This window comes from Methylobacterium goesingense, assembly GCF_022179225.1.
Taxonomy (GTDB): Bacteria; Pseudomonadota; Alphaproteobacteria; order Rhizobiales; family Beijerinckiaceae; genus Methylobacterium; species Methylobacterium goesingense.
Window position 1 is genome coordinate 51,820 of sequence record NZ_BPQL01000058.1, and the last position, 12,342, is coordinate 64,161.

Annotated in this window: 10 protein-coding genes and 2 tRNA genes; 3 read left to right on the plus strand and 9 right to left on the minus strand. The window is 68.7% G+C overall.

Annotated elements, in window-relative coordinates:
- Together MFF30_RS11165 and MFF30_RS11170 are read right to left on the minus strand one after the other, a co-directional pair.
- A complete protein-coding gene (locus MFF30_RS11165) occupies positions 1–1,290 on the minus strand; it encodes a PQQ-dependent sugar dehydrogenase (protein ID WP_238279449.1) in 1,290 nt (429 codons plus the stop codon).
- A 129-nt stretch (positions 1,291–1,419) separates the two neighbouring features.
- The gene (locus MFF30_RS11170; RefSeq protein ID WP_238279450.1) at positions 1,420–1,836 is read right to left on the minus strand and encodes an MAPEG family protein; all 417 of its coding nucleotides are present in this window, start codon (positions 1,834–1,836) and stop codon (positions 1,420–1,422) included.
- 217 nt (positions 1,837–2,053) lie between these two features.
- Between MFF30_RS11170 and alaS the strand changes: the two genes are divergently transcribed.
- Entirely contained in the window at positions 2,054–4,717 is a 2,664-nt protein-coding gene (gene alaS / locus MFF30_RS11175) for an alanine--tRNA ligase (RefSeq protein ID WP_238279451.1), read from the plus strand.
- 60 nt (positions 4,718–4,777) lie between these two features.
- On the opposite strand, the gene MFF30_RS11180 is transcribed toward alaS, so the two are convergent.
- The 5 genes from MFF30_RS11180 to MFF30_RS11200 all read right to left on the minus strand — a co-directional run bounded on the left by MFF30_RS11180 (position 4,778) and on the right by MFF30_RS11200 (position 6,953).
- Positions 4,778–5,206 (minus strand): DUF2147 domain-containing protein, encoded by a 429-nt coding sequence (locus tag MFF30_RS11180; RefSeq protein WP_238279453.1) that lies wholly within the window; start codon positions 5,204–5,206, stop codon positions 4,778–4,780.
- An 86-nt stretch (positions 5,207–5,292) separates the two neighbouring features.
- Positions 5,293–5,844: a hypothetical protein gene (locus tag MFF30_RS11185; RefSeq protein ID WP_238279454.1), complete on the minus strand. Its 552-nt coding sequence runs from the start codon at positions 5,842–5,844 to the stop codon at positions 5,293–5,295.
- Between the two features lie 130 nt (positions 5,845–5,974).
- A tRNA-Ala gene (locus MFF30_RS11190) sits at positions 5,975–6,050 on the minus strand.
- Positions 6,051–6,318: 268 nt separating this feature from the next.
- Positions 6,319–6,394, minus strand: a tRNA-Ala gene (locus MFF30_RS11195).
- 166 nt (positions 6,395–6,560) lie between these two features.
- Complete coding sequence (locus MFF30_RS11200; RefSeq protein WP_082503635.1) at positions 6,561–6,953, minus strand: TIGR02300 family protein; 393 nt, start codon at positions 6,951–6,953, stop codon at positions 6,561–6,563.
- 260 nt (positions 6,954–7,213) lie between these two features.
- On the opposite strand from MFF30_RS11200, the gene aroA reads away from it, so the two are divergent.
- Both aroA and cmk read left to right on the plus strand, forming a co-directional pair.
- The gene (gene aroA / locus MFF30_RS11205; RefSeq protein WP_238279455.1) at positions 7,214–8,563 is read left to right on the plus strand and encodes a 3-phosphoshikimate 1-carboxyvinyltransferase; all 1,350 of its coding nucleotides are present in this window, start codon (positions 7,214–7,216) and stop codon (positions 8,561–8,563) included.
- 5 nt (positions 8,564–8,568) lie between these two features.
- A complete protein-coding gene (gene cmk / locus MFF30_RS11210) occupies positions 8,569–9,201 on the plus strand; it encodes a (d)CMP kinase (protein WP_238279486.1) in 633 nt (210 codons plus the stop codon).
- Positions 9,202–9,282: 81 nt separating this feature from the next.
- Here cmk and gltA read toward each other — a convergent pair whose 3' ends face one another.
- Positions 9,283–10,572, minus strand: coding sequence for a citrate synthase (gene gltA, locus MFF30_RS11215; RefSeq protein WP_238279457.1), 1,290 nt, complete (start codon positions 10,570–10,572; stop codon positions 9,283–9,285).
- A gap of 253 nt (positions 10,573–10,825) precedes the next feature.
- Positions 10,826–12,250 (minus strand): glutamate--tRNA ligase, encoded by a 1,425-nt coding sequence (gene gltX / locus MFF30_RS11220; protein ID WP_238279458.1) that lies wholly within the window; start codon positions 12,248–12,250, stop codon positions 10,826–10,828.
- Positions 12,251–12,342: the final 92 nt, after the last annotated feature.

The following is a 12,342-nucleotide window of genomic DNA, read 5'->3' on the forward strand; positions in this document are numbered from 1 at the left end:
CTACTTGCCCTCGTAGTAGATCCGGTAGATCGCGCCGGCCGTGTCGTCGGAGACCAGGAGCGATCCGTCGAGGAGCACGGCGACGTCGGTCGGGCGGCCGAGATATTCGCCGTCGGCCGTGAGCCAGCCCTCCGCGAAGGGCTTCGGCGCGCCGGCTTTACCGTCCTTGTCGATCGCCACGAACATGATCCGCGCCCCGATCGGCTGGGTCCGGTTCCAGGAACCGTGTTCGGCGGTGAAGATGCCGCCCTTGTAGGAATCGGGGAACATGCGTCCGTTGTAGAAGGTCATGCCGAGATCGGCCGCGTGCGGCGGCAGCTCGGCCTGGGGGAACACCACGTCCTTCGGCGGCGTCTCGTCCTTGTACTCGACGGTGCGGACATGCCCGCCGCCGAACCACGGGAAGCCGAAATTCTCGCCCGCCTTGGCGATGCGATTCAGCTCGCCGGGGGGCGTGTCGTCGCCCATGCCGTCCACCTGGTTGTCGGTGAACCAGAGGGCCTTGTCGGCGGGGTTGAAGTCCATGCCCACCGAGTTGCGGATGCCGGTGGCGTAGACTTCGCGGTTCTTGCCGTCGGCATCCATTCGGATGATGCCGCCGATCCCGGTCTGCGCGTAGAGCTCGCGCTTGGCGGCCGGGGGCACGTTGTAGGGCTGACCCAGCGAGATGTAGGTCTTGCCGTCCGGGCCGACCCGGCACATCCGAGCCGTGTGGTTGTAGCTTTCCTCCGCGGCCGGGATCAGGTTGCCCTGCTTGACCAGCACGCCGGCGGCGACGTCGGGGCTCTCGTAGAAAAATTCGGCGGCCGGGAAGGACAGGACCCGGTTCTGCTCGACGATGGTCAGAACGCCGTCCTTGGAGAAGCAGACGCCGTTGGGGATCTTGAAGTCGATGCCGGGCGCGAAGGCGCGGACCTCGTCGGCGACCCGATCCTTGTCGCGGTCCGTGACCGTGAAGACCTTGCTCTTGCGGGTGCCGACGAACAGCACGCCCGCGTTGGGCCCGACCGCGATCGAGCGGGCATCCGGCACCACGGCGTAGAGGTCGATCTTGAAGCCGTCCGGGAGCTTGATCTTGGACAGCGTCTTGCGCAGGGCGTCGGCACGCCGGCCGGTCTGGGGGATTTCCGGCGCCTCGGCGGTGCCGGTGCTTTGCATGCCCGTGAGCTTCTCGAGGGCGTCGGCCTTCGCCTTTGTCTCGGCGGGGGCGGCGCCTTGCGCGAGGGCGCCGGCGGAGAACGCCAGCGCGGCGCAACCGGCCAGCAGCGTCGCGGTGAGGACCGATCGCATGAATGTCTCCCGGATTCCGCCCGCGTGGTCGGGGCGGTTGTGCCCCGACGATATGCGCCTGCCGGGCGCGCCGGCAAGGGGAGGGTGCAAGGGGAGGGTGCAAGGGGAGGGGGATCGGTCGCCGACGCCTCAGGGGGTGTAGGGCAGGAGCTTGATGAACAGGCCCCACAGGACGAAGAGGATACCGATGATCGACACGAACCAGACGAGGGAACGCACCTTCGGGACCCCGAAGCCGTAGAGCGGCAGGTAGGCGAGCCGGGCGAAGAAGTAGAGGTAGGCGCCGAGCACCACGGCGGTGTTGTGCCGGCCCGTCGCCACGCAGGCGAGAACGAGGGCAGCGAAGATCGGGAAGGTCTCGAAGAAGTTCTTCGACGCCTTCTCAAGCCGGCTCGCGGCGCCGGTCACCTGGGGCGTCGGTCCCTCACGGTTGCCGGAGGCCCAGCCGGGGCCGCCACGCTGCTGCAACCCGCTCGCGGAGGCGGCGACGATGTGGACCAGCCCGAGCAGGCAGGACCAGGCGAGGAGGCGTATTTCGACCGGCATGGCGGGATGTCCGTGGTGGATGGGAGGGACGTCTTCCTAGCTCGGCGGTGAGCAAAAGCGAAACGACCGTGACTTGCGCCGGAACGCTCCTTATGAGTGCGCCAGCGTGGGAGTCCCGGGATCGCCGGGGGTATTTCCACGCGCGGCATGCGTGCGCCCTGGACGAACCCCGGTGCGTTCGTACGCCGGCGGCACCCTACGACAGAGTTGTGATGCGATGAGCGGCGTCAACGAGATCCGGTCGACCTTCCTCGACTACTTCGCCAAGGCCGGCCACGAAGTGGTGCCGTCCTCTTCGCTCGTGCCGCGCAACGACCCGACGCTGATGTTCACCAACGCCGGCATGGTGCAGTTCAAGAACGTCTTCACCGGTGTCGAGAAGCGCCCTTATGACCGCGCGACCACCGCGCAGAAATGCGTCCGGGCCGGCGGGAAGCACAACGACCTCGACAATGTCGGCTACACCGCTCGGCACCACACCTTCTTCGAGATGCTCGGCAACTTCTCCTTCGGCGACTACTTCAAGCCGCGGGCGATCGAGCTGGCCTGGAACCTGATCACCAAGGAGTTCGGCCTTTCCAAGGACCGGCTGCTGGTGACGGTCTATGCCGACGACGACGAGGCCGCCGACCTCTGGCGCAAGATCGCGGGCTTCTCCGACGACCGCATCATCCGCATCGGCACCTCCGACAATTTCTGGCAGATGGGCGATACCGGCCCTTGCGGCCCCTGTTCGGAGATCTTCATCGACCAGGGGCCATCCCTCCAGGGCGGCCCGCCCGGCTCGCCGGACGAGGACGGCGACCGCTTCCTCGAGTTCTGGAACCTCGTCTTCATGCAGTACGAGCAGATCGAGCCGGGCAACCGCCTCGCCCTGCCGCGCCCCTCCATCGACACCGGCATGGGCCTCGAGCGCATGGCGGCGATCCTCCAGGGCGTGAAGAGCAACTACGAGACCGACCTGTTCCGGGCCCTCATCGACGCCGTCGCCCACGCGGTCGGCCGCCCGCCGGAGCCCGGCACCCAAGCCTCCTACCGAGTGATCGCCGATCACCTGCGTGCCGCCTCCTTCCTCGTGGCCGACGGCGTGCTGCCGGGTAACGAAGGCCGCGGGTACGTCCTGCGCCGCATCATGCGCCGTGCCATGCGCCACGCGGAACTCCTCGGCTCGCGTGAACCGATGATGTACCGCCTCGTCCCGACGCTGCTGCGCGAGATGGGCCAGGCCTATCCGGAACTGACCCGGGCCGAGGGGCTCATCGCCGAGACCCTGCGTTTGGAGGAGACCCGGTTCCGCCGTACCCTGGAACGCGGCCTCGCGATCCTCGACGCGGAGACCCGCGATCTTTCGTCCGGCCAGAACCTCTCGGGCGAGACCGCCTTCACCCTCTACGACACCTACGGCTTTCCCCTCGACCTGACGCAGGACGCCCTGAAGGCACGGGGGATCGGCGTCGATACGAACACGTTCGGGCAGGCGATGGAGCGCCAGCGCAAGGCGGCGCGCGCCGCCTGGACCGGCTCCGGCGAGGCCGCCACCGAGACGGTCTGGTACGGCCTGAAGGAGCGCGTCGGCGCCACCGAGTTCCTCGGCTATGAGACCGAGGGCGCCGAGGGCATCGTCACCGCGCTGCTGCGCGACGGGGCCGAGACCCAGAGCCTGAAGGCGGGTGAGACCGGCCTCGTCCTGGTCAACCAGACCCCTTTCTACGCGGAATCCGGCGGCCAGGTCGGCGACACCGGCACCCTGTCTGCCTCCGGTCTGAAGGCGCGCGTCACCGCCACCGAGAAGAAGCTCGGCGATCTCTTCGTGCACCACGTCACGGTGGAGGAGGGTACGCTGTCGCTCAACCAGGCGGTGGAACTCGCCGTCGACCATGACCGGCGCTCCGCGATCCGCGCCAATCATTCGGCGACCCACCTGCTGCACGAGGCCCTCCGCCAGGTGCTCGGCGACCACGTCGCCCAGAAGGGCTCGCTGGTTTCGCCCGAGCGCCTGCGCTTCGATTTCAGCCACCCGAAGCCCATGGACGAGGCGGAGATCCGCGCCGTCGAGGATATCGCCAACGCGGTGCTCCTGCAGAACACGCCCGTAGTCACCAAGCTGATGGCACAGGACGAGGCCGTGGCCTCCGGCGCCCGCGCGCTGTTCGGCGAGAAGTACGGCGACGAGGTTCGCGTCGTCTCCATGGGCGCCCCGGTGACCGGTGAAACCGGACGCACCAAGGCCTTCTCGGTGGAGCTCTGCGGCGGCACCCATGCGGGCCGCACCGGCGAGATCGGACAGGTCTCCGTGGTCGCCGAGAGTGCGGTTGGCGCTGGCGTGCGCCGCATCGAGGCCCTGACGGCGGATGCCGCGCGCCGCTACCGCGCTGAGGAGAGCCGCACGCTCTCGCAGATCGCCGGGCTGCTGAAGGCCTCCCCGACGGATGTGCCGGATCGTCTCGCGGCCTTGATCGAGGACCGCCGCCGCCTTGAGCGCGAACTCACCGACGCCCGCAAGAAGATCGCCATGGGCGGCGCCGGCTCCGGCGCCGATGACGGTATCGCCGAAATCGGTGGCGTGAAGGTGATGGCGCGGGTGGTGGAGGGCGTCGAGATGCGCGACCTCAAGAGCCTCGCCGACGAGGGCAAGACGCGCCTTGGTTCCGGCATCGTCGCCATCGTGGGCGTGGCACCCGACGGCAAGGCCGGGCTCGTGGTCGGAGTCACCTCCGATCTCACCGAACGCTACGACGCCGTGGCCCTGGTGCGGGCCGGCGCCGGGCATCTCGGTGGCAAGGGGGGCGGCGGCCGCCGCGACATGGCCCAGGCCGGTGGACCCGAGGGCACAGGCGCCCAGGCCGCCATCGAGGCGATCCGGGCAGCCCTGTCGGCCTGATCGCACCCCGAAGGCTTCCGCGATCGCGATCGCGGAAGCCGCTATGTCGGTCCGACAGGCTCAGTTCACGCGCTTCCAGGTCTGGCGCTTGCAGAACACGCTCATCACGCAGCCCGAGACCTCGACGACGTTCGTGCTCTTGATGGTGACGCTGCCCGAATAGGTCTTGCCGTCGTTGGGGTTGTAGAGCGTCCCCTCGAAGGCATCGCCGCTGGGGGTGCGCGCATCCATGATCTGGACGCCGACCAGATTGCGCGAGCGCAGGGACGCGTCGGGATTCTTGGCGTCGAGGCCGGGGCCGGCCGTGCTTGCCAGGGTGCCGCAATAGCCGGCGCCGCAGCGGGTGATACGCACCTTCGAGCCGGCCGTCTCCGTCTGCCAGAGGCCCGTGGCGTCGACGCCCTTCTGCGCCAGCGCCGTGCCGTTCAGGGCGAGGCCGATCAGTCCCGCGTACCCGATGCGCCGCATTGTCCGCCCGTTGAACGCCATCACTCCGATCCTTGCCCTGTCTGGTCCCTGGGGCGAGGGGCATAGCCCGTGAACCCGCCGCGTGCCAGCCCCCCGGCGACCCGACCTCAGTCGCGCGCGAGGACGGCCGCCGTGTAGGTCTCGGCCACTTCACAGAGGGGCAGCCCGTCGGCGCGCAGGAGCAGCGCCGCGACCGTGAAGAGCGGATCGTGCGGGGCGAGGCGCCCTGGCGCTTCGGCACCGGCGAGCAGGCACAGGTCGAGGTTGCGTCGCTTAGGGCCGAGGGGATGCACCACGCGGCCGAAGGGCGTGTCGCTCGTCTCCAGGAGGTGATTCATGGCGGGCGTGAGCCGGCCCGGAACGTACCAGTTCTCGGCTTCTGAGAGCACATGACGGCCGCAGGCGAGGCGGACGCGGCGGTATCGCACCACCGCCCCGCGCGGCAGCTCCAGGCGTTCGCGCTGGGCCGGGGAAACGGGCGTGCCGGGGCCGGGCAGCACCTGAGCGACGAGATCCGTCGTGGTCAATCCGCGCTCCCGGCACCACGCCTCCAGCACGGCCGTGGCGCTGGGGCCGGCCAGCAGACGGGCACAAAGATCGTGGAGGCTCTGGATGGCCGCGTCGGCCGGGATCGGATCGCCGGGGAGGGACGTCGCCATGAACACCGAACCACGTCCCATCCAACACCATCACGCAGCGTCGCGGCCGCTCGCACAAGCGGCATTGCGCACCGCAATACGAAGCGTCGGAGGAAAGGTCTACGATGATGTCAGGGGTAGAGAGAAGATTTGGTGGAGCCTAACGGGATCGAACCGATGACCTCTTCCATGCCATGGAAGCGCTCTCCCAGCTGAGCTAAGGCCCCACTTGTCACATCGCGGCGTCTGGCGCGCTCGCGATGGTCGTCCGCATCGGCGTGGGCATCAGCCCGGCCGGCGATGGCGCTGATATACTGGGGCTTGCCCGCCGCCTCAACCCCTATTTTCGGTCTTCGTCGCGTCCAGCGCTGATTTAACGGGTGGGACGCGATGGCCCGCTGAGCCATGCCCCGGAACGCAAAAAACCACGCGACGAACCTGCGTCGGGTGGCTTCGATTTCTAGAGGTTCAACGAGATGTCGAGAAGGGTGAGATTGGTGGAGCCTAACGGGATCGAACCGATGACCTCTTCCATGCCATGGAAGCGCTCTCCCAGCTGAGCTAAGGCCCCACTCTCGACGCACCGGAGACTGGAGGTCCGGGGCGGTCTTCGTCGGCGGCGGGCGCTGCCCGCCGTCGATGGCGGTGATGTACTGGGGCTTGCCCGCCGTCTCAACCCCCTTTGTGCCCCGCCGGCAAACTTTTTTGGCCGGCGGTGCTGAGGAGGGCCCGGGCGCTCAGCTCTCCTCGTCGTTCTCGATGTCGCTGTCGATCAGATCGGCCACGTCGTCGTCGCCGGTGTCCTCCTCCTCGAGGAAGGTGTCGTCGGCGTCGTCGTTGCTGTCGCCGTCCACATCCTCGGTGGTGGTGTCCGCATCGTCCTCGGCCGCTTCGACCTCGTCGAGGGAAACGATCTCCGGACCGCCCTTCTCGGCATCCGTGTCCTCGTCGTCATCGGCGGGAACGGCTGCCGCGCGTGCGGCGAGCGCCGGAGCGGCGCGGCCGGAGGCTGCGGCGACCTGATAGATCGTCCCGCATTTGGGGCAGGTCGGCGGATCATTGTCGAGGTCGTAGAACTTGGCGCCGCAGCTCATGCATTGACGCTTCAAGCCGAGTTCCGGTCTGGCCACGGGCGAACCTCTATACGTGCAATCTTTTGGGAGAGGCGCCCCGTTAGTCGCGTGGAACGCTCCTGTCAAATTCCTAGGGTCCCACGGCGCGGCGACGTCTTTCCCCGGCCCTTCGCAGCGCCGGGCGGGCGATGTGCGGGGGCTTCGGATGACGGCGGCACGCGCCCGTGTTAACCGCCCTGATCGCACCGGCGCCGGTACCGACGCGCCCGCGCCCTGAATGCCCGCGCCCCGCGCGCCCAGCCGAAAAGTCGCTGCCCGTGTCCCATGATTCCGCCCCGCAACCCCTGACCGCCCATGCGGGCCTGGCCCTGCAAGGCAGTCTGCGCCCGCCCGGTGACAAGTCGATCTCGCACCGCGCGATGATTCTCGGCCTGCTCAGCATCGGCGAAACGAACGTGACGGGCCTGCTCGAGGGCGACGACGTTCTGCGGACGGCCGCCGCCGCCAAGGCGCTGGGCGCCGACGTCGAGCGGGTGGGAGACGGGCTCTGGCGCGTTCGGGGCGTCGGCATCGGCGGCCTGACCGATCCCGAGGACGTGCTCGATTTCGGCAATGCCGGCACCGGTTCGCGCCTGATGATGGGCGTGGTCGGTGGTCAGCCGGTCACCGCGACCTTCGACGGTGACGCCTCGCTCCGGAAGCGCCCGATGCGCCGCATCCTCGACCCCCTGGTGCGGATGGGGACCGAGGTGGTGAGCGAGGAGGAGGGTGGGCGCGTGCCCCTGACCCTGCGCGGCCCCCGCGAGGCGATCCCGATCACCTACGAGACGCCGGTCGCGTCGGCGCAGATCAAGTCGGCGGTGCTGCTCGCCGCCCTGAACGCCCCCGGGACTACGACAGTGATCGAAGCGGCGGCCACCCGCGACCATACCGAGCGCATGCTGCGTCTGTTCGGCGCCGAGGTGACGGTGGTTCCGCATGGCCCCGAAGGCCACGGACGGGCGATCAGCCTGACCGGTCAGCCGACCCTGCGCGGCACCAAGGTCGTCGTGCCCGCAGACCCGTCCTCGGCCGCGTTCCCCCTGGTGGCCGCCCTGATCGTTCCGGGCTCCGAGGTGACCCTGGAGGGCGTGATGATGAACCCGCTGCGCATCGGGCTGATCACCACCCTCATCGAGATGGGCGCCGACATCGAGCGCCTGCGCGAGCGGGAGGAGGGCGGCGAGACCGTGGCGGACCTGCGCGTGCGCGCAAGCCGGCTCAGGGGCGTCGACGTGCCGCCTGAACGGGCGCCGTCGATGATCGACGAGTATCCCGTGCTCGCCGTCGCCGCCGCCTTCGCGGAGGGCACCACGCGGATGCGCGGCCTGCACGAGCTGCGGGTCAAGGAATCCGATCGCCTCGCGGCTGTCGCCGACGGGCTCAGCGCCAACGGCGTCGCCCACCTCGTCGACGGCGACGACCTCGTCGTGCACGGCACCGGCGAGCCCGCGCGCGGCGGCGGCACGGTCGCGACCCATCTCGACCATCGCATCGCCATGGCGTTCCTGGTCATGGGGCTGGCCACGCAGCAGCCTGTCACCGTGGATGACGGCGCGATGATTGCGACCAGCTTCCCGAGCTTTCTGCCGACGATGCAGGGCCTCGGCGGCCGGATCGAGGGTTGAGCGCGATGCCGATGGTGATCGCGATCGACGGGCCGGCGGCTTCCGGCAAAGGCACCCTGGCCAAGCGCCTCGCGGCGCATTACGGCCTGCCCCACCTCGATACCGGGCTCCTGTACCGGGCCGTTGCCCTCACGGTGATCGATGCGGGTCACAATCTCGACGACCATCAGGCCGCGGCGCGCGCGGCCGCCAGCCTGATCGCCGATCGCCTCGCCGACCCACGTCTGCGCGAGCGCGCGATGGGCGAGGCGGCCTCGCGCATCTCGGCGGTGCCCGCCGTGCGGGCCGCGCTCCTCGCCTGGCAGCAGCGCTTCGCGGGAGGCGCCAGCGGTGCCGTCCTCGACGGGCGCGACATCGGCACGGTGGTCTGTCCCAATGCCGGCGTTAAGCTGTTCATCACGGCCGCCCCCGAGGAGCGCGCCCGCCGCCGCCATCTCGAATTGCTGCGACGCGGCGAATCGGCGACGCTCGGCGCCATCCTGGCCGACATCGTCGCCCGGGACGCCCGCGACGCCCAGCGTTCGACCGCGCCGCTCAAGGCGGCAGCCGACGCGGTGATTCTCGACACCACTGAACTCGATGCGGAAGAGGCCTTCGCGGCCGCCCGCGCCGTCGTCGACCGCGCCCGGCCGCACTGAGCCGCCGACCATCGGTCTTCTCTTCGGATTCGAATCGTAACGCCCCGCCGGATCTCATCCGGCGGGGCGTCCGCGAGATCGTCAGCCGCGCTGGTCGATCGGGGTGTATTCGCGCTTGTCCGGGCCGATGTAGAGCTGGCGCGGACGACCGATCTTCTGCGACGGATCCTCGATCATCTCGGCCCACTGGGCGATCCAGCCCGTGGTGCGGGCGAGCGCGAACAGCACCGTGAACATTGAGGTCGGGAAGCCCATCGCCTTCAGGGTGATGCCCGAGTAGAAATCGATGTTCGGATAGAGCTTCTTCTCGATGAAGTAATCGTCCTTCAGGGCGATCTGCTCAAGCTGCACGGCGACTTCGAGGAGCGGGTCGTCCTTGATGCCGAGCTGGCCGAGCACCTCGTGGGTGGTCTTCTGCATGATCCGGGCCCGCGGATCGTAGTTCTTGTAGACGCGGTGGCCGAAGCCCATCAGGCGGAACGGATCGTTCTTGTCCTTGGCCTTCGCCACGTACTTGGCCACGTTCTCCGGATGCCCGATCTCCTCGAGCATCTTCAGCGCCGCCTCGTTGGCGCCGCCATGGGCGGGCCCCCACAGGCAGGCGATGCCGGCCGCGATGCAGGCGAAGGGGTTGGCGCCCGAGGAGCCCGCCAGACGCACCGTGGAGGTGGAGGCGTTCTGCTCGTGGTCGGCGTGCAGGATGAAGATCCGGTCCAACGCGCGTGCGAAGATCGGGTTGACCTTGAACTCCTCGCAGGGGACCGCGAAACACATCCGCAGGAAGTTCGAGGTATAGTCGAGGTCGTTCTTCGGGTACACGAACGGTTGGCCGATCGAGTACTTGTAGGCCATCGCCGCAAGGGTCGGCATCTTGGCGATCATGCGCATGGAGGCGACCATGCGCTGCTGGTCGTCCGAGATGTCGGTGGAGTCGTGGTAGAAGGCCGAAAGCGCGCCGACGCAGGCGACCATGATCGCCATGGGGTGCGCGTCGCGGCGGAAGCCTTGGAAGAAGCGGTTCATCTGGTCATGCACCATCGTGTGGCGCGTGATCCGGTAGTCGAAATCGGCCTTCTGGGCCGGGGTCGGCAGTTCGCCGAACAGCATCAGGTAGCAGGTCTCGAGGAAATCTCCGTTCTCGGCGATCTGCTCGATGGGGTAGCCGCGATAGAGGAGTATGCCAGCATCGCCGTCGATGTAGGTGATCTTCGACTCGCAGGAGGCGGTCGACGTGAAGCCGGGATCGAAGGTGAATTTGCCCGTCTTGGCGTAGAGCTTGCCGATGTCGATGACATCCGGACCGATCGTGCCGGTCTTGATCGGGAGCTCGACGTGGTTGTCGCCCACGGTGATCGTGCTGGAGGCGCTCATGGAGACCTGGACCCTTTCGTGGCAGCGGGGCGTCGCCGGCCCGCGTGGCGATGAGATCCGCCACCCGGGTCCGGGGCGCAAGCGCAGGCTATGCTGCACTTGCTCACACGAGCATGGGGGTAGCGGATCGGCGGACCGTCATCAACCGACGCTCCGCTTCACGCCGGGGGCCAAGCGAAATCCAGGCCGATTTGTCATTCTTTTGCAGGATGAAACGCGCGCCCGCCGAATGACCTTTCCCGGTCCGCGTGCCTCAACCAGGGATCTGGTCGTGGAGCCGGCCGAGGCACTCCGCCCGCCCCAGAACCGCCATCACGTCGAAGACCGGAGGTGAGGTCGCGCGGCCCGTCAGCGCGGCCCGGAGGGGCTGTGCGATCTGCCCGAGTTTCAGGCCGTTCGCCTCGGCGAAATGGCGGACCGCGCCCTCGGTGGCGGCGGCATCCCAGTCGGGCAGGGCCTCCAGGGCCGGGAGGAGGGCGGCCAGACGTGCGCGGGCCTCGTCGCCGAGCAGGCCCTTGGCCTTCTCGTCCAGAACGAGGGGCCGCATCGCGGTCAGGTAGTAGGCACTGTCCAGGAGCTCCACCAGGGTCTTGGCACGCTCCTTCAGGCCCGGCATCGCGGCGTTGAGCCGGTCGCGCAGATCCGGCGCCATCGGCACCGGGATGCCGCGCGACGGCCCGAGGGCCGGCAGCACGTCGGCGATAGCCTGGACGAGGTCCGCGTCGGCGGCGCCCCGGATATAGAGCCCGTTCAGGTTTTCGAGCTTTGCGAAGTCGAAGCGGGCCGGCGAGCGGCCGATCGCCTTGAGGTCGAAGGCGGCGACCATCTCCTCTGTGGAGAACACCTCCTGATCGCCGTGGCTCCAGCCGAGGCGCACGAGGTAGTTGCGCAGGGCCGCCGGCAGGTAGCCGAGGTCGCGGTAGGCGTCGACGCCGAGCGCTCCGTGGCGCTTCGAAAGCTTCGCCCCGTCGGCCCCGTGGATCAGCGGGATATGCGCCATGGCGGGCGCTTCCCAGCCGAGGGCATCAAAGATCTGGCGCTGGCGCGCGGCGTTGGTGAGGTGGTCGTCACCCCGGATCACCTGGGTGACACCCATGTCGTGGTCGTCCACCACCACCGCGAGCATGTAGGTCGGGTTTCCGTCCGACCGCAGCAGGACGAGGTCGTCGAGATCCTTGTTCTGCCAGACGACGCGCCCCTGAACGGCGTCCTCCACCACCGTTTCGCCCTCGGTGGGGGCGCGCAGGCGAATCACCGGCTTCACGCCGGCCGGCGCGTCTGAGGGGTCGCGGTCGCGCCAGCGCCCATCGTAGCGCAGGGGGCGGCCCTCGGCGCGGGCAGCCTCGCGCATCGCCGTGAGTTCCTCCGGCGTCGCGTAGCAGCGATAGGCGTTGCCCGAATCGAGCAGGCTCATCGCCGCCTCCCGGTGACGCTCCGCGCGGGCGTACTGGTAGATCACGTCGCCGTCCCAATCGAGGCCGAGCCAGCGCATGCCGTCCAGGATGGCGTCGATCGCGCCCTGGGTGGAGCGCTCGCGGTCGGTGTCCTCGATGCGTAGCAGCATGCGGCCGCCGAAGCGCCGGGCATAGAGCCAGTTGAACAGGGCCGTCCGGGCCCCGCCGATATGCAGATAGCCCGTGGGCGAGGGGGCAAAGCGCGTGACGACTGACGACATCAATCTTGACTTGAACTGACTGGTGGAACGGGCGGGAGGCGGATCGACCGGCCCGGAGACGCGCGTGTAGCATGCGCGGGCCGAGGCGTTAAGAA

What these genes read in the sequence shown, in the direction of transcription:
- MFF30_RS11165 (WP_238279449.1), bottom strand. Translation starts at nt 1,290, where the DNA reads ATGCGATCGGTCCTCACCGCGACGCTGCTGGCCGGTTGCGCCGCGCTG.
- MFF30_RS11170 (WP_238279450.1), bottom strand. Translation starts at nt 1,836, where the DNA reads ATGCCGGTCGAAATACGCCTCCTCGCCTGGTCCTGCCTGCTCGGGCTG.
- alaS (WP_238279451.1), top strand. Translation starts at nt 2,054, where the DNA reads ATGAGCGGCGTCAACGAGATCCGGTCGACCTTCCTCGACTACTTCGCC.
- MFF30_RS11180 (WP_238279453.1), bottom strand. Translation starts at nt 5,206, where the DNA reads ATGGCGTTCAACGGGCGGACAATGCGGCGCATCGGGTACGCGGGACTG.
- MFF30_RS11185 (WP_238279454.1), bottom strand. Translation starts at nt 5,844, where the DNA reads ATGGCGACGTCCCTCCCCGGCGATCCGATCCCGGCCGACGCGGCCATC.
- cmk (WP_238279486.1), top strand. Translation starts at nt 8,569, where the DNA reads ATGCCGATGGTGATCGCGATCGACGGGCCGGCGGCTTCCGGCAAAGGC.
- gltA (WP_238279457.1), bottom strand. Translation starts at nt 10,572, where the DNA reads ATGAGCGCCTCCAGCACGATCACCGTGGGCGACAACCACGTCGAGCTC.